The sequence below is a fragment of the Propionispora hippei DSM 15287 genome (assembly GCF_900141835.1).
Lineage (GTDB): Bacteria > Bacillota > Negativicutes > Propionisporales > Propionisporaceae > Propionispora > Propionispora hippei.
This window is the reverse complement of record NZ_FQZD01000049.1, coordinates 1-22,803: the sequence shown is the minus strand read 5'-3', so window position 1 is coordinate 22,803 and position 22,803 is coordinate 1. Positions and strand designations below refer to the sequence as shown.

At 46.0% G+C, this 22,803-nt stretch carries 20 protein-coding genes and 1 other annotated feature; of the genes, 13 read left to right on the top strand and 7 right to left on the bottom strand.

Going from position 1 to position 22,803, the window contains the following annotated elements; genetic code table 11:
* The coding region (locus F3H20_RS17940) for a transposase (protein WP_188128405.1) at positions 1-190 on the top strand (190 nt) is incomplete at its 5' end.
* A gap of 170 nt (positions 191-360) precedes the next feature.
* Here the strand turns inward: F3H20_RS17940 and nadE are convergent.
* Positions 361-2,259: an NAD(+) synthase gene (gene nadE, locus F3H20_RS17935; protein ID WP_188128404.1), complete on the bottom strand. Its 1,899-nt coding sequence runs from the start codon at positions 2,257-2,259 to the stop codon at positions 361-363.
* Positions 2,260-3,113: 854 nt separating this feature from the next.
* Here nadE and trpE point away from each other — a divergent pair.
* The 10 genes from trpE (at position 3,114) to thrC (ending at position 13,062) form a co-directional block, all read left to right on the top strand.
* Positions 3,114-4,580 (top strand): anthranilate synthase component I, encoded by a 1,467-nt coding sequence (trpE, locus tag F3H20_RS17925; RefSeq protein ID WP_149736225.1) that lies wholly within the window; start codon positions 3,114-3,116, stop codon positions 4,578-4,580.
* Positions 4,577-5,155, top strand: a complete 579-nt coding sequence (locus tag F3H20_RS17920) for an anthranilate synthase component II (protein ID WP_149736224.1) — start codon at positions 4,577-4,579, stop codon at positions 5,153-5,155. The genes trpE and F3H20_RS17920 overlap by 4 nt, the downstream gene beginning before the upstream one ends.
* On the top strand, positions 5,148-6,161 hold the full coding sequence (gene trpD / locus F3H20_RS17915; protein ID WP_149736223.1) for an anthranilate phosphoribosyltransferase: 1,014 nt from the start codon (positions 5,148-5,150) through the stop codon (positions 6,159-6,161). The genes F3H20_RS17920 and trpD overlap by 8 nt, the downstream gene beginning before the upstream one ends.
* A gap of 11 nt (positions 6,162-6,172) precedes the next feature.
* Positions 6,173-6,955, top strand: a complete 783-nt coding sequence (trpC, locus tag F3H20_RS17910) for an indole-3-glycerol phosphate synthase TrpC (protein ID WP_149736222.1) — start codon at positions 6,173-6,175, stop codon at positions 6,953-6,955.
* Between the two features lie 3 nt (positions 6,956-6,958).
* Positions 6,959-7,612, top strand: a complete 654-nt coding sequence (locus F3H20_RS17905) for a phosphoribosylanthranilate isomerase (RefSeq protein WP_149736221.1) — start codon at positions 6,959-6,961, stop codon at positions 7,610-7,612.
* A complete protein-coding gene (gene trpB / locus F3H20_RS17900) occupies positions 7,558-8,742 on the top strand; it encodes a tryptophan synthase subunit beta (RefSeq protein ID WP_149736220.1) in 1,185 nt (394 codons plus the stop codon). Before F3H20_RS17905 ends, trpB begins: the two co-directional genes overlap by 55 nt.
* Positions 8,735-9,544 (top strand): tryptophan synthase subunit alpha, encoded by an 810-nt coding sequence (gene trpA, locus F3H20_RS17895; RefSeq protein ID WP_149736219.1) that lies wholly within the window; start codon positions 8,735-8,737, stop codon positions 9,542-9,544. The genes trpB and trpA overlap by 8 nt, the downstream gene beginning before the upstream one ends.
* Positions 9,545-9,722: 178 nt before the next feature.
* Positions 9,723-9,968 (top strand) — a binding site (T-box leader).
* A 73-nt stretch (positions 9,969-10,041) separates the two neighbouring features.
* Positions 10,042-10,905, top strand: coding sequence for a prephenate dehydratase (gene pheA, locus F3H20_RS17890; RefSeq protein ID WP_149736218.1), 864 nt, complete (start codon positions 10,042-10,044; stop codon positions 10,903-10,905).
* Positions 10,906-11,029: 124 nt separating this feature from the next.
* Entirely contained in the window at positions 11,030-11,524 is a 495-nt protein-coding gene (ybaK, locus tag F3H20_RS17885) for a Cys-tRNA(Pro) deacylase (protein ID WP_149736217.1), read from the top strand.
* A 38-nt stretch (positions 11,525-11,562) separates the two neighbouring features.
* Positions 11,563-13,062: a threonine synthase gene (thrC, locus tag F3H20_RS17880; RefSeq protein WP_149736216.1), complete on the top strand. Its 1,500-nt coding sequence runs from the start codon at positions 11,563-11,565 to the stop codon at positions 13,060-13,062.
* A 197-nt stretch (positions 13,063-13,259) separates the two neighbouring features.
* On the opposite strand, the gene ligD (F3H20_RS17875) is transcribed toward thrC, so the two are convergent.
* The 6 genes from ligD (F3H20_RS17875) to F3H20_RS17850 form a co-directional block, all read right to left on the bottom strand.
* Positions 13,260-14,177, bottom strand: a complete 918-nt coding sequence (ligD, locus tag F3H20_RS17875) for a non-homologous end-joining DNA ligase (protein WP_149736215.1) — start codon at positions 14,175-14,177, stop codon at positions 13,260-13,262.
* Positions 14,161-14,994, bottom strand: coding sequence for a non-homologous end joining protein Ku (gene ku, locus F3H20_RS17870; RefSeq protein ID WP_149736214.1), 834 nt, complete (start codon positions 14,992-14,994; stop codon positions 14,161-14,163). Before ku ends, ligD (F3H20_RS17875) begins: the two co-directional genes overlap by 17 nt.
* Positions 14,995-14,999: 5 nt before the next feature.
* Positions 15,000-15,995 carry a non-homologous end-joining DNA ligase gene (gene ligD, locus F3H20_RS17865; protein WP_149736213.1) on the bottom strand — a complete coding sequence of 332 codons (996 nt, stop codon included), beginning with the start codon at positions 15,993-15,995 and terminating at the stop codon, positions 15,000-15,002.
* Positions 15,996-16,128: 133 nt separating this feature from the next.
* Positions 16,129-16,431, bottom strand: coding sequence for a zinc-ribbon domain containing protein (locus F3H20_RS17860; RefSeq protein ID WP_149736212.1), 303 nt, complete (start codon positions 16,429-16,431; stop codon positions 16,129-16,131).
* Between the two features lie 124 nt (positions 16,432-16,555).
* Entirely contained in the window at positions 16,556-18,430 is a 1,875-nt protein-coding gene (gene pepF / locus F3H20_RS17855) for an oligoendopeptidase F (RefSeq protein WP_149736211.1), read from the bottom strand.
* Between the two features lie 92 nt (positions 18,431-18,522).
* Positions 18,523-19,293: an N-acetylmuramoyl-L-alanine amidase family protein gene (locus F3H20_RS17850; RefSeq protein WP_149736210.1), complete on the bottom strand. Its 771-nt coding sequence runs from the start codon at positions 19,291-19,293 to the stop codon at positions 18,523-18,525.
* 112 nt (positions 19,294-19,405) lie between these two features.
* Here F3H20_RS17850 and F3H20_RS17845 point away from each other — a divergent pair, with 112 nt between their 5' ends.
* Complete coding sequence (locus F3H20_RS17845) at positions 19,406-21,178, top strand: B12-binding domain-containing radical SAM protein (protein WP_223191831.1); 1,773 nt, start codon at positions 19,406-19,408, stop codon at positions 21,176-21,178.
* Positions 21,179-21,182: 4 nt separating this feature from the next.
* Positions 21,183-22,127, top strand: a complete 945-nt coding sequence (locus tag F3H20_RS17840; protein WP_149736209.1) for a TIGR01212 family radical SAM protein — start codon at positions 21,183-21,185, stop codon at positions 22,125-22,127.
* The last annotated feature ends 676 nt before the right edge of the window (positions 22,128-22,803 follow it).

Below are 22,803 nucleotides of genomic sequence, written 5' to 3'. Positions count from 1 at the left end.
GAATTTAAAATATAAGTATGGAAACAGGCATTTTTGGTGCAAAGGATATTTTGTGGATACGGTGGGACGAAACAAAGAGGCAATAGCAAAATATATCCGAGAGCAGTTACAAGAAGATATAATTGTCGACCAGCTAAGTTTGAAGGAATTGACAGACCCGTTTACGGGTGAGCCCGTGAAAAAGTCATAAAAAGAGCCCCTTTAGGGGCTGACTGAAAAGGTTATGCGGTTGGCGGACTTTTTCAGTGAGTCTTGAGACTCAGCTAGTACCTTGCCCTTATAGGGCGTAATCAAGCCACCCGTTTTACGGGTGGTCCTGACTGTGTGATCTTGTGCCGTTCGTAAGCCGACACAAATTTCTTATTGCAGTAATTCTTGCTTCATGGCGAGGTATTTAGCCGTGTAGTAGGGCCCGTTCTGCGCTTCGCGGTGATCGAAGCCATAAGCTCTGCGGCTAACCGCTAGGATTGGCGGTGCCTGAATCCGTTTTGCTACAGCCATGCCTGTATAGAGTTTCCACCAGCGCTCCAAATCGTTGATAAAATCTGCAGGGGTAGCAAAGATTTTTTTGGTTATTTGCGGTTCGCAGCCGATCTTTTCTTCTAAGATTCCCTCCTTGTACCAGGCTAGAATATCTTCCGGCGTGGCCCTGTGCCAATGCTGCATAAAGGACTTAAAGAGATAATCGTGATAAGGATAAATGATTGGATCGCCTTTTCCTTCATCAACGGCTTGCTCAAGGGATAATTCGGCGCTGGGAACGATATCAATCGAGCGTTGCGGTATGACAGCGCGTCCGAAAACCTGCTCGTTTAAATAAACAGCCAAAGCATAAACCTGATGTTTCCAGAGATCGGACAAGGCGGCCAGGAACCCTGATTGATCACCGTAAAGCGTGGAATAGCCGACAGTCGTTTCTGTTTTGTTAGCGTTACAGGTAAATCCACCGCCAAAGGCAGCGGCGATACCTGCCAGTATGCGGGAAGAGCGATCGCGAGCCTGAATGTTTTCCATGACGAAGGAAGATACGGAAAGTCTGGTTTCACTTGAATCGGCTAAATTGATAATAGGAGTTTCTGAAATCTGCTTAATCGTATAGTCGACAGTCTCCTGAATAGGCATAACCGTGTATAAACAACCCAGGTTACGTGCCAGCTCAGCGGCTAAGCCCTTGGTGGTCTCCGAGTTGAACTGGCTGGGCATGTTTACCAGCAGAACATTTTGTGGACCGAGAATGTCTGCGTAAAGGGCGGCGCTTACTGCGGAATCAATGCCGCCGGATATACCGATAACCACTTTTCTGATGCCGATGGCTGCTGTAAATTTTTCAACTCCATAGCGCAGGGCTGTATACATACTTTTCATGTCCTGATCATTTGGTGTAGTAATTGGCGGTAATTCTAAGCCCTTGGTTTGCAAGTCAAGCGTGATTGTTTGGGTCAGCGCGATAAAAGGAGGACAATACGCCACAACATCACCCTGGCCATTATACACTGTACTGAATCCGTCAAAAGTATAGAGGGTTTTACCGTTGTTTTGCAGACCTACATTGTTTACATAAATTAGAGGGACGCCAGCATAGCGAGCCTGTTCTGAAAAAACACGGTTACGTTTGTTATTTTTATTAAGAGTATAAGGTGAACTGGATATGTTGATGATTAAATTCAAGGGGCCATTTTGCTGCAAAAGCTTGATGGGACTTATGGAATAATCGTCGCTCCAACCGTCTTCGCACAGAATGCAGCCCAGTTTACAGGGCTTTCCATCAATTTGGACCGTGACGGGTTGCAATAAATCTTCCGGTTTTTCCTGTCGTTCCATCGCTAATTTGCGTAAACTAAAGAAATGCCTGGTGTCGTCGAATTCTCGGTAATTAGGCAGCAGCGTTTTAATCCGGAACGGATAAAGGAAGTTATCCGCTCCCTGTAATTGACCGTTCTGTGCAACAAAAACAGCATTATATTTTCTGACACGGCCGTCATCGCCGCGTTTTTTCCAGTCAACAGCTACATTGCCAAATACAATGATGATATGTTCGGAAGCCTCGATAATTTTGTTGCCATAATACTCACAGTCTCTTAAAAATGCCAGTTGTTCCCAGGTGTCTCCCAGTAAATAGCCGGGAATGGCCATTTCGGGGAATATAACCATGTGGCAATTGTGCTGACGGGCTTCCTGAATGATGGACAGCATGGTCTGAAAGTTTTCACTGGGACGGCCGGGGATAACCTCCATTTGTCCTAAAGCTATTTTTAACAAATGCATACACCTCTTATGGAAATTTGTGTTGTCGCCATGCTTTGCAAAACAGGCGATCCTTATAGTCAGTAGAATCGACAATAACAACAATATTTCTCTGTAGAAGGAAGATGTCCTCCCCGGGATAAAAAGAATATAAACATATTCAATTGCCAATCAACTAGGGTGTGCCTTCAAAATTAGCGAGATAGTCACGGGCAAGTGATTTTTATTCCATTTTAACCAAATCAATTCTTTGCATACTTTGCATCGACAAGATTTACCGCTTTTTTATGTTGTCACAGATTTTTTTGTTCTTGTAATGCACAAATTTGGCCGATTTTCAATTTGATGGGCAAAGTATGGCTGTTGCTTTGACAACGAATATGCATGTATAGTTTTAGCATATTTCTTCAGATTATCATGGAAGGCAATGAATGCGCCACGTTTTTTTAGGTCGGTGCAGCTAGATGCGTAAATCAAGCTGATAACAGTTTGTAAGAATTCATTTCTTGACAGTATATCTGGCCGGTGCTAGAATTAAATGTAAATAAAGCTGAAACCGTTGATGCGGAAATCAAAACAATTGTGCACGCACAGAGAGTCCGGAAAGCTGAGAGCCGGATCGAACGCAGATTGTCAAATGGACCGCGGAGGGCGCAGTCAAAGGCCTTGGCCGAGTATTCTGCGACGTAAGGCATACGTCAGTTGCCGGGAATATGTTAGTATTCCGCAAAGCGCACAGGATTTTTCTTGTGAATCAAGGTGGCACCGCGGGTGGTCTAAGGCTTAGACGTTTAAACCCGTCCTTGATATAGGTATTTTTATATCTATGTCAAGGGCGGGTTATTTGTATTTTCAGAGGAGGTATTTACATGTTTCCCACACTAAAGCAAGCCAAGGAGCTTGCAGCGCAGGGGTATGCACGCATTCCGATCAGTCGGGAGATGTATGCCGATCGTTTTACGCCGATTGAGGTCATGCGTACGCTCAAACACGTTAGCAGTCATTGCTACATGCTGGAAAGCGCGGAGGATGCCCGTAAGTGGGGAAGGTATACCTTTCTCGGGTTTGACCCGACCGCCGAATTGAGTTGCAAAGGAAAGTGCCTCTGTATTCGCGCAGGCACAACCGTTACTGAGCAGGTTTCACATCCGGGCGATGCTATTCGCCGCATTTTAGCAGAAAACCGCAGCCCTAAGATCGAGGGCCTGCCGCCATTCACCGGTGGACTGGTCGGTTATTTTTCCTATTCGTACATCGGCTATGCCGAACCCAGCCTGAAACTTGTACACGAGGACGGTCAATTCCAGGAGGTTGATCTGATGCTGTTTGACAAGGTGATCGCTTTTGATCATCTGCGGCAGAAGATTATTCTCATTGTCGGTGCGCGGGCTGATGAACTGGAAACCAGCTACCATAAGGCAGTGTATGAGCTTGATCAGCTTGTTGCCTTGATTCGCGGAGGCTCAAAATGCGAGCCGCAGCCACCTAGGCTGAAGACTCCGCTCACCCCCAGATTCAACCGCGAGCAGTATAGCGACATGGTAAAGAGGGCACAGCATTATATTCGCGAGGGCGATATCTTTCAGGCGGTGCTGTCCAACCCGCTAACTGCAGAACTGGACGGCAGTCTGTTCGATGTGTACCGTGTGCTGCGCACAAGCAATCCTTCGCCCTATATGTTCTACTTTTCCAGTAATGATATTGAAATTGCTGGCGCATCACCCGAAACGCTGGTGAAGCTGAAGGATGGCAAGCTGTTTACCTTCCCGCTGGCCGGTACCAGACCGCGCGGTAAAACAGATGCTGAGGATAAAGCGCTGGAAGCTGAACTGCTGCGCGATGAAAAGGAGCTAGCCGAGCACAATATGCTGGTAGACCTTGGTCGAAATGATATTGGACGCATCAGTAGGATCGGTACGGTTAAGGTGGAGAAATATCTTGCTGTTGAGCGCTTTTCTCATGTCATGCATATCGGGTCGACCGTAACAGGTACAATTCGTGAAGATAAGGACGCGCTGGATGCGATCGATTCTATTCTGCCGGCGGGCACGTTGTCGGGTGCGCCCAAAATTCGCGCCTGTGAGATCATCCACGAGTTAGAAGGCTGCGAACGGGGTATTTACGGCGGTGCGATTGGATATCTGGATTTTACTGGAAACCTTGATACCTGCATTGCCATCCGTCTGGCGTATAAGAAGAACGGCAAGGTCTGCGTGCGCTCGGGAGCAGGCATTGTGGCTGACAGTGTGCCGGACAGCGAGTATCAGGAGTGCTTAAGCAAGGCGAGCGCCGTTGTCCGCGCCATCGAAATCGCACAGGAGGGTATTGATGCATGATACTGCTTATCGATAACTATGACAGCTTTTCGTATAACCTATATCAGCTTGTCGGTGCGGTAAAGCCGGACATTCAGGTAATCCGCAACGACGAAAAGACGATTGCCCAGATCGAAGCGATGAGGCCGGAGGTCATCTTTCTGTCACCGGGGCCGGGCAAGCCCGCCGATGCAGGCATCTGTGTGGAGGCTGTACGATATTTCGCAGACAAGATCCCGATTTTCGGTGTGTGTCTCGGTCATCAGGCCATCTGTGAAGCATTCGGGGCGACGGTTTCATATGCATCCCGTCTGATGCACGGCAAGACCTCGAAAGCGGTACTCAATACACATTCGCGTCTATTTCGCGGTATGGGCGAATCACTTCAGGTTGCCCGGTATCATTCGCTGGCAGCCGTGCGCGATTCGTTGCCGGATACGCTCCGCGTAACCGCAGAGACAGCAGAGGGCGAAATCATGGCAGTAGAACATACTGAGTATGCTGTCTACGGCGTACAGTTTCACCCGGAATCGGTAATGACACCGGATGGTTTATCCATTATTCGCAATTTTTTGGAGGAAACTGACCATGATTAAAGAAGCCATTCTCATGTTGAGCAAAAAACAGAATTTGAGCTATAAAGAGGCTAATCAAGTCATGAACGAAATTATGTCCGGCGAGGCAAGCCCGGTGCAGATGTCAGCCTACCTGACTGCGCTGTCCATGAAGGGGGAAACCATTGACGAGATTACCGGCTCGGCGGCGGGGATGCGAGCTCATTGTATTAAGCTGCTGCATGATATGGATGTGCTGGAAATTGTGGGCACCGGCGGCGACGGCTCCCATTCCTTTAATATTTCGACCACATCCTCGTTGGTCATTTCAGCCGCCGGTGTACCGGTGGCCAAGCACGGCAATCGTGCGGCGTCTTCCCAATGCGGTTCGGCCGATGTTCTGGAGGCGTTGGGTGTTAATATCACCATTTCCCCGGAGCGGAGCGCAGCGATGCTCAAAAAAATTGGCCTTTGCTTTCTGTTTGCACAAAATTATCACATTGCGATGAAGTATGTGGCGCCGATTCGCCGTGAATTGGGTATTCGTACAGTGTTTAACATTTTAGGGCCGCTTTCCAATCCGGCGGGCGCCAACCTGGAGTTGATGGGTGTGTACGATGCGGAACTGGTTGAGCCGCTGGCTCGGGTTATGTACAATTTGGGCGTGCGGCGCGGCATGGTCGTATATGGCGAAGATTGTTTGGACGAAATTTCCATGAGTGCACCCACCAAGGTTTGTGAAATTGCACAGGGCGGTGAGTTCCATAGCTATACTATTACGCCTGAGCAGTTTGGTTATGTCCGCTGTGCCAAAGAGGAACTGACCGGCGGTACGCCCGAAGAAAACGCAGGCTTCACCCGGGCCATTTTATCCGGCGAGGAAAGGGGGGCGAAACGACAAGCTGTTTGTCTGAACGCAGGTGCAGCGCTGTATCTGTTTAATAAGGCAGAAACAATAGTTGACGGTGTGCGTTTATCCGAAGAGCTGATCGACAGCGGCGCGGCGGCGGCGCAGTTGCAGCGATTTGTAGAGGAAAGCAATGCATAAAGGATGAGATTATGAACATTTTAGAAAAAATCGCCCATAAAACGCGTGAACGTATTAGGAAACAAAAGTCAAAGCTGTCGCTTGCAGCCCTCTGTGCGCAGGCGGAGGCTATGGAATCAGGCAGTGGCTTCCCGTTCGAGCAGGCGCTGAGGCAGGAGGGGCTTTCATTCATTTGTGAAATAAAGAAAGCAAGTCCGTCCAAGGGCATTATTGCCGAGGATTTTCCCTATTTGAACATCGCCTGCGAGTATGAGGCAGCAGGTGCGGCTGCCATTTCCTGCCTGACCGAACCTTATTGGTTTCAAGGCAGTGATGCTTATCTTAAGGAGATCGTTCAGGCTGTATCCATCCCCGTGTTGCGCAAGGACTTTACCATTGACCGGTATATGATTTATGAGGCCAAGGTACTTGGAGCGGCTGCTATTCTGCTGATCTGCTCCATCCTGAGCGACACAGAGCTTGCCGAGTATCATGCGTTGGCTGATTCTCTTGGGCTTAGCGTGCTTGTCGAGGCACATGATGCAGAGGAGGTACGCCGCGCCGCTGACGCAGGTGCGAGGATTATCGGTGTTAACAACCGCGATCTAAAGACCTTTGTCGTAGATGTGGAGAATAGTATCCGTCTGCGCTCAATTGCCCCGGCGGACTGCGTATTTGTGTCCGAAAGCGGCATACAGACGGCTAAAGACATTGCCAGGCTCTATCAGAACGGTACGGATGCGGTGCTGATTGGGGAAACGCTTATGCGATCACCGGACAAAAAGGCGGCGCTGCATGCTCTGCGAGGTGCGTGAGACATGCAGGTCAAAATATGCGGTCTGAGCCGCACCGAGGATATTGCAGCAGTCAACACAGCGCGGCCGGATTACTGCGGCTTTGTCATCCATGTACCGAAAAGCCGGCGCAATGTTGATGTAGTTACACTGCATACCTTGCGTACTTCGCTTGCTCCGGATATCACACCGGTAGGCGTATTTGTCGATGAGCCGGTCGAACAAGTCGCAACGCTGCTTAATGAAGGTGTGCTTGCTGTGGCACAGTTGCACGGGCATGAGGACGAGAACTATCTTGCTGTGCTGCGGCGTCTGACGTGTAAAAGTATCTGGCAGGCATTTCAAATCCGTTCAGAGGATGACGTGCGCCGCGCTATGGAAAGCTCAGCCGATTTTATCCTGCTGGACGCAGGCGGCGGCAGCGGCGTGGTATTCGACTGGACATTGCTTGCGGGAGTGACACGCCCTTTTGCCCTCGCCGGCGGCCTCCATGCGGAAAATATCCCAAAAGCCATGCTTTCAAAGGCTTGCCTTCTTGATGTGTCAAGCGGTGTGGAGACCAATGGCAAAAAGGACCGACAGAAGATATATCAGATTGTACAAATGATTAAAGGAGAAAGAATATGTCCAAAGGAAAATTTGGCGTTCACGGCGGGCAGTATATGCCCGAAACCTTGATGAATGCTGTTATTGAGCTGGAAAAGGCTTATGAGCACTATAAAAATGATCCGGCGTTTTGCGCCGAACTCAATGACCTCTTGAATAACTATGCGGGTCGTCCGTCCGAACTGTATTACGCTGCCCACATGACCGAAAATCTCGGCGGCGCGAAAATTTACCTCAAGCGCGAGGATATGAACCATACCGGTTCGCACAAGATTAACAACGTGCTTGGTCAGGTGCTGCTTGCCAAGAAGATGGGAAAAACACGTGTCATAGCCGAGACTGGAGCGGGTCAGCACGGCGTGGCTGCGGCGACCGCTGCCGCACTTATGGGGCTTGAATGCGAGGTCTTTATGGGCAAGGAGGATACTGAACGGCAGGCGCTCAATGTGTATCGTATGCGCCTGTTGGGCGCAAAGGTGCATGCCGTTGAGAGCGGCACTGGTACGCTTAAAGATGCAGTATCTGAGACCATGCGCGAGTGGACGAACCGTATTGAGGATACCCATTACGTTCTTGGCTCGGTTATGGGTCCCCATCCATTTCCTACTATTGTACGTGACTTTCAGGCGGTGATCTCTAAGGAGATCAAGGAGCAGATCCTGGCCAAGGAAGGCCGTCTGCCGGATGCGATATTGGCCTGTGTAGGAGGCGGCTCGAACGCCATTGGCACGTTTTATAACTTTATTGGGGATGCTGGTGTACGCCTGATCGGTTGTGAGGCGGCGGGCTGCGGGGTGGATACTTTTGAGACTGCCGCAACTATTACCACCGGCAAGCTGGGCATATTCCATGGCATGAAGTCTTACTTTTGCCAGGATGAGTACGGTCAGATCGCGCCTGTGTATTCGATCTCTGCAGGGCTTGACTACCCGGGCGTTGGACCGGAGCATGCCCATCTGTACGACATTGGCCGCGCCGAGTATGTACCCGTCACTGATGATGAGGCCGTGTGCGCATTTGAGTATTTATCACGCATGGAGGGCATCATTCCGGCGATTGAGTCCGCCCACGCGGTATCGTACGCTATGAAGCTTGCGCCAACCATGCGCAAAGATCAGCTTATTGTTATCACTATTTCCGGTCGCGGTGACAAGGATTGTGCTGCGATTGCGCGTTATCGCGGGGAGGGCATCCATGAGTAAGATTCAAAAAGCTTTTGTGAATGGCAAAGCGTTTATCTCCTTTCTGACCTGTGGCGATCCGTCACTGGATGTGACTGAGCAGCTTGTTTATGCTATGGTGGAAGCCGGGGCGGATTTGATTGAACTGGGTATTCCATTCTCCGACCCGACAGCAGAGGGGCCGGTCATTCAGGCGGCCAATATGCGTGCTCTTGCCGCAGGCACTACGACTGACCGCATTTTTGAACTTGTACAACGCATTCGTGAAAAAACGGACATCCCACTGGTATTCATGACGTATGCGAATGTCATTTTTTCCTACGGTGCAGAGCGCTTCATCAAAACCGCCGCTACTATAGGCATGGATGGCCTGATTTTGCCGGATCTGCCGTTTGAGGAAAAAGAAGAGTTCGACCCGCTGTGCAAGCAGCACGGTATTGATCTGATTTCACTCATCGCCCCAACCTCGCGTGATCGTGTGGCCATGATAGCACGCGAGGCCAGCGGCTTTGTTTACTGTGTATCCTCGCTGGGTGTAACCGGTGTGCGCAGCCAAATAAACACTGATATCGGCAGCATGATCGAACTTGTCAAGGCCCAAACCAACGTGCCCTGTGCGGTCGGCTTTGGTATTTCCACACCAGAACAGGCGGCTGACATGGCAAGGGATGCGGATGGAGTGATTGTCGGTTCGGCGATTATGAAAATTATTGCACAATATGGCGAGGGCAGCGTTCCTTACGTAGCCGACTATGTACGCAGCATGAAGGCGGCTATTCGGCCAGTGCAGGGCGAGACAACCTCATCAAAAGCAACGTTGTAGCTGTTTGTATTTCATGCGTTGAGGTGAATTGGTTGTTATGGAAAACGGCGAGCATTGGTTCCACACCCAGAGTAGCTCGCCATACTGGAAAAGGAAGTTTTGCAGAACTTCTTCATAAGGCTTTAGAAATGGGTTGCGGCAAGGCGTCTACTGTGGTATGATGAAAAAAACTTATATCATAAAAACGAAGAAGAGGAAAAGTAGGTATTGGTCCTTGTTGGCAGAGAACCGGGAAAGGTGAAAGCCCGGTACAGGGTCAATATACGAAGTTCACCTCGGAGTTGCAGGCTGAATTTTTTGATTTGATAGTAGGCTGTGCCGGAACCCCTGACCGTTAGACAGGGAGAGCATTGTCTGATGCTCTGTAGAGTGATTCGTTTATACGAATAACAAAGGTGGTAACGCGAGACCTCTCGTCCTTATTGGATGGGAGGTTTTTTTGTATGATAAAAAGGAACGACTAAAGCTTTTGCCGGCGTTCCAAGGGAGGAATAGCTTTGCCTAGTGTAATCAGGGAGCCCTTTGCCGCTATTCAGGTCGGGTATTTGGGTCCGAGCGGCACCTATAGTGAAGAAACTGCTCTACGACTTTGTGAAAAGACGGTCTGCGAGTTAAAACCCTATACAACGATTGATTCTGTTATCAGGGCGGTGGCGACTGGGGAAATAACCGAGGGAATTGTACCGATTGAGAATTCCATAGAAGGTTCTGTAAATATCACGCTGGATGTGCTGGCCCATGATGTGGAACTAGTGATTGTCAGTGAGTTTGTTTTGCCTATCCGTCATGCTTTGCTGACAAAAGGTGGGGAAAAGAAAATAGACTGTATTATCTCGCATCCGCAGCCTTTGGCACAATGTAGAAACTATATTGCCCGACATTACCCAAAGGCTAGGCTGGAAGCCGTAGAGAGCACCGCAAAAGCGGCGCAGTTAGTCGCTGAGGGGGCGCCCGGCCTGGCGGCTATCGGTAGTTTGCGTGCTGCTGAAATTCATGGTTTGACGATGATTGATAATGATATCCAGGACTGTAATAATAACCGTACACGTTTTATTCTTTTAAAACAAAAGACGTCTCAGGCGATCGAAGAGCAAGGTCAATATAAAACTTCTATTGTTTGCAAAATGAATGGCGAACGTCCCGGAAGCCTGTGCGAGCTGTTACTTGAATTTTCCCGGCGGGATGTGAATCTTAGCAAAATTGAATCTCGTCCGGCCCGCACCAGTCTGGGCGAGTATATTTTCTTTTTCGATATAGAGGGAGGCATTCACGAGGCCCATGTGCGGCAGGCTATTCAGGCTGTTAGAGAAAGAAGCCTGTGGCTGAAAAATCTTGGCTCCTATCCTTGTTTTGTATTATAATAGAAATGGCCTATCTACTGAAGACAAGTGTGTTTAATGATTGTACCTGAATTGACAAGGGCAAAGCAAGAATTATATACTGTTGAAAAAGGTTGCATTTGCCAACAGTAGGAGAGATTGGATTGTGAAGAAGACCAATGCCGCCAGATTATTGGATGGTCATAAAATACATTATGAGTTACGGGAATACGAAGTGGATGAAGCTGATCTTGGTGCCGGCAATGTGGCGGCAAAAGTGGGGCTTCCGCTTAAACAGGTATTTAAAACACTGGTAACCCGTGGTGATAAAACCGGCGTTGTTATTGCCTGTATACCGGGCGGCGCTGAATTAAACCTGAAGGCGCTTGCCGCCATCAGCGGGAATAAGAAGATTGAGATGGTGCACGTCAAGGATATCACCGCCTTGACCGGGTATGTAAGAGGCGGTGTTTCGCCGCTGGGAATGAAAAAGCGCTATCCTACTTTTGCCGACAGCAGCATAACTCATTGGCCTACTATTGCCATCAGCGCCGGCGTCCGGGGTTGTCAAATTATTATCAATCCCGCGCTGTTAATCGGGATTGCCGAAATGACCCTGGCCGATATTGCGACGATGCTTTCTGCCGGCAAAGAATCTTGATAAATATAACGGGTGAACCATTTGGAAGGAGTTGCTCTATGTATATTAGCACGCGCGGCGGAAAAGATAGGCTTTCAGCAGCCCAGGCAATTAAGCTCGGTATTGCCTCAAACGGAGGATTATTTGTACCTGACCAAATCCCCGGTTTTGCCCAGGACGAATTAGCCGGACTGGTCAATCAGGATTATCGTCAACGGGCTTATGCTGTTTTAGCTAAATTTTTGGAGGACTATAGCGGGCCGGAACTTGCCAACTGTATTCAGGCCGCCTATAACAGCGATAAGTTTGATTCTGAACAGATTGCGCCGCTGGTGGCCGTAGGAGATAACCGTTATCTTTTGGAGCTATGGCATGGACCGACAAGCGCTTTTAAGGACATGGCTTTGCAATTACTGCCACAACTACTGTCAACAGCATTACAAAAGACCAATGAAATAAATGAAGTGGTTATTCTGGTGGCGACTTCGGGCGATACGGGAAAAGCCGCGTTAGAAGGCTTCCGGGATGTTGATCAGATCAAAATTATCGTGTTTTTCCCACACGAAGGTGTCAGCCCTATTCAGAGGCTGCAGATGGTCACTCAAGAGGGGAGCAATGTTGCTGTCATATCTATGCATGGCAACTTTGATGATGCCCAAACCGGAGTAAAAAAGATATTTAACGATACGGGTATGCAGAATGACTTGTTGGCTAAAGGCTATCAATTGTCCTCGGCCAATTCGATTAATTGGGGACGCCTAGTACCCCAGATTGTATATTATTTTAGTGCCTATGCCGACCTGGTGAAAGGGAAGCATATCCAACAGGGGCAACCGGTCAATTTTACTGTGCCGACCGGCAATTTCGGCAATATTTTAGCAGGCTATTATGCCAAATTGATGGGATTACCGATCAATAAATTAATCTGTGCTTCCAATAGTAATAATGTATTAACCGATTTCCTGCGCTCCGGAGTGTATGACCGCAACCGCGATTTCCAAAAAACCATTTCGCCTTCCATGGATATCTTGATATCCAGCAATTTGGAGCGCCTGCTGTATCATATGACTGGTGGAGATACCAACCAGGTTGGCGCTTGGATGGCTAAGTTGCAGGAAACAGGAACTTATGCGATTGGTGATCGTTATCTGGAAAAACTTCGTACCGTCTTTTGGGCAGACTGGGCGGATGATAGGGAAACCGCTCAGGTTATGCAAGCCGTATTTATCCAGCATCGCTATCTGACAGATCCTCATACGGCGGTGGCCTGGCAGGTGTACGAAAAATATCGCCAGGCAACGGGGGATCAGACACCGTCGGTGATTGTGTCCACAGCCAGTCCTTTTAAGTTTAATGAAAGCGTCTTATCGGCAATCGAAACCAAGGACAAGGCTGCCGGACTCAATGAATTTACTATGCTTACTGCGTTATCGGAATTGACAGACTGGCCGGTTCCTGCCGCCTTAGCTTCGTTAAAAAATAAACAGATTATTCATCAACAAAGCTGTGCAAAGGAAGAAATGCCGGCAAAGGTTTGGGAAATTTTGAATAAAGCGTAAAATAAACTAGCAAACAACGCAATCGTTGTTTGCTAGTTTATTTGTCTAGGGACCGCTAATTTAATGAGCCTGCCAGCCTGGCGAGAGATTTTTGGCTGGCAAGGAAGTAAAGCCGCAGGAATAGCGGTTCCTATTTCAAGGCTTGGCTGACGCAGTCAGACGGAAAAAGATCCGACAGGATGTGCGGTGTGAATAAATCAGTGGTTCCCTAGGGAAGTCAGCTTCTGCTGCAGGGTCAAAAGTGGGGCAAATAAGTCGCCGTGCTGATTGACTCTGTCAAGAGTCTGTTCGGCCGTGAAGTGTAAAGAACGGTCATTGTTATTTTGCACAGCCGTCCTGATTTCATTCCAGGTCACCGGTGTGGATACAGCAGGCGTGTGCTTTGCCCGTAAAGAATATACGCAAACGGTTGTCTTGTGGCTGTCATTTTGGCTCCAGTCAATCAATACCTTCCCCTGGCGCAAGGCTTTGCGCATATTGGCGACAACCAGTTGCGGCTGTTGCTGTTCAAGGTATTGAGCGACATGTTTGGCAAATTCTTTTGTCTGGTCATAGCTGACCGGTGTGTTTAAGGGGACGTAGACCTGAAGGCCTTTGGAGCCGGAGGTTTTTATAAAGGGAGTTAGCTTGTTCGACTCAAAATATTCTAGGAGCAGTAAGCTAACCTGAGCGCATTCCAGTATTCCTGCCGGCAGTCCCGGATCCAGGTCGAAGACCAGCATGGTCGGGATAGCCGGATCATCAGCTAAGGACAGTGAGGTGTGAAGCTCTAAAGCGGCTAAATTAGCTGCCCAGACTAACGAAGCCAAATCGTTTATCAGGCAAAAATCAATTGTTTTTTTGTTACTCTCGCTCCAGATTGGGACGGTATTAACCCAGGCGGGGCGAGAAGCAGGGCAGTTTTTTTGATAAAAAAAGGGTTCCGCCGCGCCGTTGGGGTAACGCTTTAAGGTGAGTGGCCGATTGGCCAGGTGCGGCAGAAGAACCGGTGCAATACGAATGTAGTAGTCAATCACCTGTTCTTTGGTAAATTGTTTCTCTTGATAAAAGACTTTGTTCAAATTGGATAAGGCAACTTTTTTTCCGTTTATATTAACGCTAGTTTTGAGCGGCATGGATTTTCTTCTTTCTTGTCCCGGCTGTTTTTTGTTTTTTGATGGCTGATACGCTGGCTTCCAATGCCGCCATCAAGTCAACAACATTGCCCGGTTTATTTTGCTCGGTCGAAGGTGCGGTAACGGTCTCACCTTCGGCCTTTTTCTGTATTAATGAAAGTACTTTAGCCTGGAACTCGTCTTTATATTTTTCGGGCTGGAAATCATTGCTCAAAGATTCAACCAATTGTAAGGCGATGTTCAGTTCCTTTTCAGTCGGTGGTTGATCTGCTTTTACCAGTTCATCCTCCAGTTCGGACTGTGCTATAATCTCGTTTTGGTAAAACAACGTAGAAAGGATAAGCAGCGATCCGTTAAGACGCAATATAGCAAGATGCTCCTTATTGCGGAGCACAAATTTGGCAACGGCTACCTTGTGCGTATGCTCCATAGCAGCCAGCAAAAGATGATAGGCTTTTACTGAGGCGGCTTCAGGCAGTATATAGTAAGATGCCTCAAAATAAGTAGGGTTGATTTGCTCCAATTTTACAAAATCCTCAATTTCGATAGTGCGGGTGGCTTTAGGAGACAAGGCATCCAATTCTTCGGTATTGACGATTACATATTGATCAGGGGAAATTTCATAGCCTTTTACAATATCTTGAGGGAGGACTTCTTTGCCATCAACGGGGCATATTTTCTTTAACCGAATACGGCAGGAATCTTTTTTACGCAATTGATGAAAATGGAGAGTTTTCCGTTTTACCGTATTGTATAAACGAATAGGAATGTTGACTAAGCCAAAGCTAATTGAGCCGCTCCATATCGGTCGGGCCATAGTTATCACTCTCCTGTTTTTTCAAGTACCACGTCTTTTGCCGGTTTATCAAACCGGAATCCTTTAAAAACGGGATGACGCAGTGTACGGCTGGGAGTCCATTCCGTAAACTCACATTCGATTACAATGGAGGGGGTAACGAAAGAACTATGTTTCGTGTAGGGAAGGTTGCAAAACGGGTTTTCCTGTCTATGAAGCGGTGCCAGCAAGGCAGCTAATTGGCGAAGTATTTGCGTGGTAAAACCGGTGCCGACTCTGCCGGCGTAGACTAGCTTTTGACAAGGACCGTGATTTACCGTTCCTTTTTCTGACACGGTGTAATAACCGACTAAAATAGAGCCAATGAGCCCTTTCCGTGTTCCTTTGCCAGGCAGCCAACCGCCTACTACGAGTTCCTGCCGATGGATATTTTTAATTTTTAGCCAATCACCGGTACGTTTCCCCGCATGATATTGACTATCCAACCGTTTGGCAACAATTCCTTCCAGACCAAGTTTTTGTGTGGCCTGCAGAATGGTTTTCCCATCGCCGGTTTGATAGCGGGGGATTTGACAATAAGAGGTCTGTAGTTGCAGACTGTCAAGAATGTCCCGCCTCTTTACATAAGTAAGGTCAATAAGAGGGCGGCCGTTTAGTTGCAAAATATCGAATAATATATATACTATCGGTACTTGCTTAAGGTTGAATGAAAGATTCTCTATATTTTTTCGGAAGCGTTTTTGCAGTAGCGAGAAGGATGGACGGCCATTTGCATTTAGCGCAATGATTTCACCATCTAATATGATATCTGTTATTTTCTTATCAAGCAGCAGTTGACGAAGCGGTAATATTTCAGGATATTGGTTGGTTGCATTATGGTTGTTGCGCGTAAGCAGGACAAATTCCTGGTCGTTAAAACAGGCTAATATCCGTATGCCGTCCCATTTTACTTCAAAGGCGTAAGAGGAAGATTCGACAGGCAGTGATGAAAGCATTGCCAGCATTGGCTTAAAGTGATACATGCAATAGGCCTCTTTTGCAAAGTAGTAGTTATGTGTAGTGTTTTATTTAATACAAAAGATATGCATGTGCATAACTGCCAATAAAAAAGACCGGATAAATTCCGGTCTTTAAGGTTTTTTATCAATATTATTATTAATATCTTTTGTGAGCTTGGAAGCAATCCCGGCAGTAAACCGGTTTGCCGGCAGTCGGCTTAAACGGAACCTGTGTGGCTACGCCGCATTCGCTGCAGGTGGTATCAAACATTTCGCGTTGTTGACGAAAGCCGCTGTTATTGCTTCTACCACTTTGCGCCTTTCTAGCAGCGCGACATTCCGGGCAACGAGACGGCTCATTTTGAAAGCCTTTTTCAGCATAAAATGCTTGCTCGGAAGCGGTAAAGGAAAAACCGGCCCCGCACTCTTTACAGGTAAGATCTTTGTCTTGGTAGGTCATAAGTAACCAACCTCCTTTAATTAGTTCACTCCAACAATGCTGGTCGGTTGGTTGGGTCTGAGCTAGCAAGCGATCCAGATCATTTTCGTATTGATTTCATCATACCTGCTTATCTTGGCGATTGTCAATAACTTGTCAGTAAGTTTTGGAAATCCTGCAGTAAAGAAGTAAACTTTTTCAGGGTTATTTCAATGGGCTTAGGGGAAGACATATCCACACCGGCTGCTTTCAAGAGTTTAATTGAATAGTCGGAACCGCCGCTTTTTAAAAAATTGATATATTTTTTCTGGGCTGATGGACCTTCCTGCAATATTTTTTCAGCGAGTGTAGTGGCGGCCGAATATCCTGTCACGTATTGATATACATAAAAGCTCCAATAAAAGTGCGGTATTCGCGCCCATTCCACGTTTATCTCTTTATCAATAACTATGTCAGGACCATAATATTTCCGGTTTAAAGCATGCCATTCCTGATCAAGCAGATCAGCAGTGATGCTTTCACCTTCTTCTGCCTTGGTATACAGCATTTTTTCAAATTCGGCAAACATAGTCTGGCGATATACGGTAGCACGAACCTGCTCAAGATGTTGATTGATCAAATATAATCGGGTATCTTTGTCTTCGGTTATGTTTAGCATGTGGTGCAATAATAGGATTTCATTGGTAGTGGAAGCCACTTCAGCGGAGAATATGGTATAAGAGGCAGTTGGATAAGGCTGCGTATTGTGGCTGTAATAACTGTGTAAAGCGTGCCCCATTTCATGAGCCAAAGTGGAAACATCATCATATTTGCCATGATAGTTTAACAGGACGAAAGGATGGACTCCATAGGTTCCCCAGGAATAGGCGCCGGTTTGTTTCCCTTTATTTTCGTAGACATCAATCCAGCCGGAGGTAAGCCCTTTATTCAGGATATGAAGGTATTCCTCGCCTAAGGGTGACAGACCACGCTTGATCAGTTCCGTGGCTCTTTTATAGGAGAAGCAGAGGCTAACATTTTTGATTAAAGGGGTATAGAGATCATACATATGGATGGAATCAAGGCTAAGAACCTGTTTTTTCAAAAGAACATATTGATGAAGTGGAGATAGATTCTCTCCGACAGTTTGAATCAGATTATCGTAAACTGCGATAGGAACATTATCCGACTCCAGGGTAGAAGCCAAAACAGATGGATACTTTCGGGTTTTTGCGTAGAAAATGTTTTTCTTTATATTTCCCCCAAGAGTGGCAGCGAAAGTATTACGATATTGTGCATAGGTACCGAATAAGTGTTGGAAGGCTTGCTGCCGCACTTGCCGGTTAGCGGAGCGAATTAAGGTATTATAACGCCCTTCACTTAATTGAACGTTGGAGCCATTGTCATCCAAAGTATCAGGGAAATTCATATCGGCGTGGGCCAGCATGTTAAAGATGGTTTCCGGTGCCTGTGTTGCTTCGCTGGAAAGGGATAGAATCGTTTCTTCTTCCGGGGACAGCACATGCTGTTTTTGCCGGGCCAGGTTTTCAAAATAAAAAGCATATTCGTTCAGCCTTTGATTTTCCTTACGGTATTGTTGCAAAAGCGTATCTGGCATAGCTAAAATCTCAGGTTCAATAAAGGCCGTGGCTGCTCCGGCTTCTGCCAATAATGACTCAACTTGTCCTGTAAGGGCCTGAAACTTAGCTTTAGCCGTGTTTTCGTCGCGATGCATACGGGCAAAGGAAAAAAGCTTGCTGCTCATAATAGCCAGCGTGGTGTTAAGCTGCAGGCAATCGGCTAAGGTCTGAGAGGAGGTTGACAAGTTGCCCTGGTATTGTTTAACTGTTGTCAGCAGCGATTTCACTTTGGTGAAGTCTTGTTGCCATAATTCCTCGGTTTTGTAAATATCCTCTAAATGCCATTTGTATTCAGCGGGAATTTCTTCGCGTTCAGGTACGTGGGTTCCGGTTTCTTCCCGTTCTGCAGGATTTGCAGCTAATAAATCAAACAGGTACTTTGCAAGCAGTTGTTTAGGCATTGAAAATTCTCCTTTTGCTGAGTAGAATATATTGTACTATATTAGTAGTTTTACATGTATTTTCCTGTATAGCATTTGAAAAAATCTTCTTTCTATACCTTGAAATAACGCATAATGCCATTAGCGATATATTCAGCCGCTTTATTTCGTCCGTCGGCGCTGCTAAGCAGCAATTCTTCTTCCGGATTGGAGATAAAGGCGACTTCAATGTGAACCGAAGGCATAGCGGTATAACGGATGGCATAAAAACTGCCAAATCTGACGCCCCGGTCTTTGGTGCCCAACCCTTCCACTAAAGAATTTTGTATGCAGGCTGCCAGTTTGGCTGATTCGGCACTGCCGTAGTGATAGGTGGTCGTACCCGATACCTGAGAATCAGCGAAGGAGTCATTATGAATACTGACAAAAATATCGGCATGACTTTCGTTGGCAAGAGAAACCCGTGCCGCTGCCGTTTCCTGGCTATTGGAGGTTGAAGCTATATCTGTGTCTTCATCGCGGGTCATTAAGATGGTTGCACCGTTTCTTTCCAGCCGGTCTTTTACCAGCAGGGCAATTGCCAGGTTGTTCTCCTTTTCCAAACTATTGGCAAAACCAACCGTGCCGGTGTCCTGACCGCCATGGCCGGGATCTAAACAAATAACCTTTCCGATCAAACGGGTACTTTCGGGTTCTTCCAAAATTGCAGGCAGCCGTTCGGTAAGTTGAGCAATCTTTTGCGTGGATATATATACAAGCTCTTTTGTCGTATCATAGTCCAGTTTCCAGTGGAGTGTCCGGGCTAAGGATCTTAATGTAATTAGTATATCCCTGTTAACACGGATATTAACAGGTAACACCTGACCGTTTAAGATGACCCGCATTATTTGCACCTTCCTTGCCATGCTGATTATGTTAATATATTATATGCGGGTAGGTTTAGCAGGGTGCCTGGTTTAAAATAATAATGAAAGTGATTATAAATAATAGAAAGTAGTGGTTTATATAAAAACATTATTAATAACACTTAATGCCAAATACATTCATTCTTCTTTGGCACTGCGGTATTTACAGGCCTATTGCAATGAGGGTTGCGGTGAAATATGTATTAAAGAGTATACAATTAATAATAAACTATTGAATATTCTCAGTGATGTATATAAGGAAAAGCCTGATGTCATAGGTGTTGCCTGTTATATATGGAACATTGAGATGACTATGAGATTAATCGGACTAATCAAGAAGGTAATGCCTCATACCGTGGTTGTCGTGGGTGGTCCGGAGGTTTCCTATGATCCGGCTGTTATTATGAAGGAAAAGCCCGACATTGATTATCTTATTCAAGGGGAGGGGGAAGTGGTTTTAAAAGCATTGCTAAGAGTACTGGCGGATCACGGTAGGGTGGATTCTATCGACGGGCTGGCTTTTCGGGCTGATGGCGGACAGATTACGATAAATGGCACTAGTCAAACTGTTGCTTGCTTGGATGAAGTACCTTTTCCTTATACCGAAGCAAGTATGAGGGAGTTAAAGGATAAAATTATTTATTACGAATCCACCAGGGGATGCCCATTTAATTGTCAGTACTGCTTGTCCAGTGCTACGGCCGGCGTTCGGTTCCGGAGTTTGGACCTGGTGTATGAAGAACTGGCTTTCTTCATTAAGCACAATGTAAGGCAGGTTAAGTTTGTTGACCGTACTTTTAATGCTGCCAAACGGCATTATTTGCCGATTATGAATTTTTTGGCCCGCCAGGAGTGTGAAACTAATTTCCACTTTGAAATAGCCGTGGACCTGTTGGATGAAGAAGACATTTGTTTTTTAAAAGATGTCAAAACAGGGAGATTTCAGTTTGAAATCGGAATTCAATCTACTAATGAGCTGACTTTGCAAGCGATCAGCCGGGTTAATCATTGGGATAAAATTACCCGGAATGTGACGGGTTTAAGGGCGAATGACAACATTCATCTTCATTTAGATTTAATTGCCGGTTTACCGGAAGAAAGTTATTGGCAATTTGGCCAATCCTTTAACCAGGTTTATCAGTTAAAGCCGCACATGGTACAGCTTGGTTTTTTAAAGATGCTTAAAGGGGCAGGAATGCGAAAGAACGCTCCAAAGTATGATTACATATATGCTGATTATGCGCCGTATGAAGTATTGGCAAACAGTTCAATCAGTTATGAGGAGCTTAGCCGGCTTAAAATACTGGAAGGATTGGTTGATCAATTTTATAATAGCGGACGGTTTCAGTATGTGCTGCCTTTTTTGATTGAACAATATGGAGGGGATGCTTTTGCTTTTTTTCATTCCTTTACCGTTTATTGGGAAAATAGGCAGTATAATATGGTTGACCATAGTGTTAAGGCTTGCTATAAGCATTTGATCGATTTTTATAATGAGCAAAAACCTGTGGCTCAACCGGAACTATTAAAAGAACTGCTAAAATTTAATGCACTCATGATAGAAGGGGGAAGTGTTAAGCCAGAGTTTTTACTATGGGACGACAGCTGGGAACAAGAGAAAACAGAGTTTTGGCGATCGACAAGGACTGTGCTGAAATATATACCGGATTATCAATTTACAACGTGGCGCGAACTAAAAAAGCATTACCATATCGAAGTATTTACCTTTAACGTGGCAAAATACTTTTCCCAGCCGCAGGCCATGCAGCAGGAATTGACGCCCATTCTTATTTCTTATAACACAAAGACAAGCTATCAAATAATTGATAGGCAGGATTTTTGTCTGGAGAAGAGGTCTAAATAATATTATGCGTTATAATGCATATTCGGAATATCTGCGACGACGTTATGGAGAAAAGGTTTACAAACTACCTGTCAGCCTGCCGGTAACCTGCCCGAACAGAGATGGAAGCTGTGGTGTGCAAGGTTGTGTTTTTTGCGGTGCTATTGGAGCCGGTTATGAAAATTTACCGGCATCAATGACGGTAACTACCCAGATCAATGCAAATCGGGAACATATTGCTCCCAAATATAAAGCCCGGAAGTTCATCCCCTATTTTCAAAACTTCAGCAATACCTATTTGCCTGTAAAAAAGCTCGAAGCATATATCAGAGAAGCCTGTCAGCCGGATGTTGTCGGTATTGCTCTGGCAACCAGGCCGGATTGCATTAATGATGAATATTTGAAAATGCTGGCCCAAATAAAAGAAGAGTTTTCTGTAGATATCAGTATTGAACTGGGATTGCAGACGGTAAATTATCATTCTTTGATTAAGATTAACAGGGGACACACATTGGCTGAATTTGTTGATGCAGTGCTGCGAATTAAGCGATATCAGTTGGAAACCTGTGCCCATTTGATCTTGAATTTGCCCTGGGACCAGATGGACGATGTCATTGAGAATGCTAAATTTGTTTCGGCTCTGGAAATTGAACAGGTAAAATTGCATGCATTATATATTGTTAAAGGAACGGTAATGGCCGAATGGTATGAGAAAGGCGAACTGCAAATTATAAGTCAAGAGGAATATGTGGATAGAGTAGTGACCTTTTTAGAATATCTTCATCCAGATATAACTATACAACGTTTGATCGGCCGGGCACCAGAAAAAAATACACTGTTTACCAATTGGCAAACAGGCTGGTGGAAAATTCGCGATGAAATAGAAGAACAACTATTGACGAAAGATATTTATCAAGGCAAGCGATGTGATTATTTAAACGGTAAGGAAGTAAAGAAATTTTTGATATAAATTATTAATGATAGATATTTTAGTCGGATAGCTATTTACAAACAGCTTTTTTGATGATATTATTTATCACGGTAAACTTGAAAGGATAAATCTTTTCTGTTTACCGTAGTTATTTTTGTGAGGTGCAGGATCATAGAAAAGATTGACTTACTAAAACGAATCCAGAAGTTGTCCTCTTTGCTTCATAGCGAGGATTTACACCGTTTTCATTTAACGGAAGAAACGATTGAAGAAATACGGACAAGTTTGGATAAGCTCACTGAAACTTATATTGAATCCTATTGCGCGTAAAGTTAGAGATACTTTACGCGTATTCTTTGGGATAAACTTCTCCTAAATGAGAAGTTGACATAAAAATAGAAGTGTGCTAATCTATAAAAGTCGCTGAACACGGCGGCAGGAAATGGTAAGAAAGCCAATAAAAAACAGGTTGACAGGCAAAAGCCGATGTGATAGTATGTAAAAGCTGTCGCAAGGCGGCGGTCAACAGGAACTGCGGTAACGCAGTCCGGTGTTCTCTGAAAACTGAACAATGTAAGGTATAAACAATATGCCAGATGTGCGGACTCGTATCACGTAAGTGATACAGTCACAATAAATGATTCTTTAAACAATTATAGAGCCATCAAAAGGCTCCATCAAATGGGAAGTCACTACCGTGACCTTGAACTTTTGT

Coding starts and splice junctions, on each gene's coding strand:
- trpE (WP_149736225.1), top strand. CDS start 3,114: ATGTTTCCCACACTAAAGCAAGCCAAGGAGCTTGCAGCGCAGGGGTAT.
- F3H20_RS17920 (WP_149736224.1), top strand. CDS start 4,577: ATGATACTGCTTATCGATAACTATGACAGCTTTTCGTATAACCTATAT.
- trpD (WP_149736223.1), top strand. CDS start 5,148: ATGATTAAAGAAGCCATTCTCATGTTGAGCAAAAAACAGAATTTGAGC.
- trpC (WP_149736222.1), top strand. CDS start 6,173: ATGAACATTTTAGAAAAAATCGCCCATAAAACGCGTGAACGTATTAGG.
- F3H20_RS17905 (WP_149736221.1), top strand. CDS start 6,959: ATGCAGGTCAAAATATGCGGTCTGAGCCGCACCGAGGATATTGCAGCA.
- trpB (WP_149736220.1), top strand. CDS start 7,558: ATGTCCAAAGGAAAATTTGGCGTTCACGGCGGGCAGTATATGCCCGAA.
- trpA (WP_149736219.1), top strand. CDS start 8,735: ATGAGTAAGATTCAAAAAGCTTTTGTGAATGGCAAAGCGTTTATCTCC.
- thrC (WP_149736216.1), top strand. CDS start 11,563: ATGTATATTAGCACGCGCGGCGGAAAAGATAGGCTTTCAGCAGCCCAG.
- ligD (WP_149736215.1), bottom strand. CDS start 14,177: ATGCCGCTCAAAACTAGCGTTAATATAAACGGAAAAAAAGTTGCCTTA.
- ku (WP_149736214.1), bottom strand. CDS start 14,994: ATGGCCCGACCGATATGGAGCGGCTCAATTAGCTTTGGCTTAGTCAAC.
- ligD (WP_149736213.1), bottom strand. CDS start 15,995: ATGTATCACTTTAAGCCAATGCTGGCAATGCTTTCATCACTGCCTGTC.
- F3H20_RS17860 (WP_149736212.1), bottom strand. CDS start 16,431: ATGACCTACCAAGACAAAGATCTTACCTGTAAAGAGTGCGGGGCCGGT.
- pepF (WP_149736211.1), bottom strand. CDS start 18,430: ATGCCTAAACAACTGCTTGCAAAGTACCTGTTTGATTTATTAGCTGCA.
- F3H20_RS17850 (WP_149736210.1), bottom strand. CDS start 19,293: ATGCGGGTCATCTTAAACGGTCAGGTGTTACCTGTTAATATCCGTGTT.
- F3H20_RS17840 (WP_149736209.1), top strand. CDS start 21,183: ATGCGTTATAATGCATATTCGGAATATCTGCGACGACGTTATGGAGAA.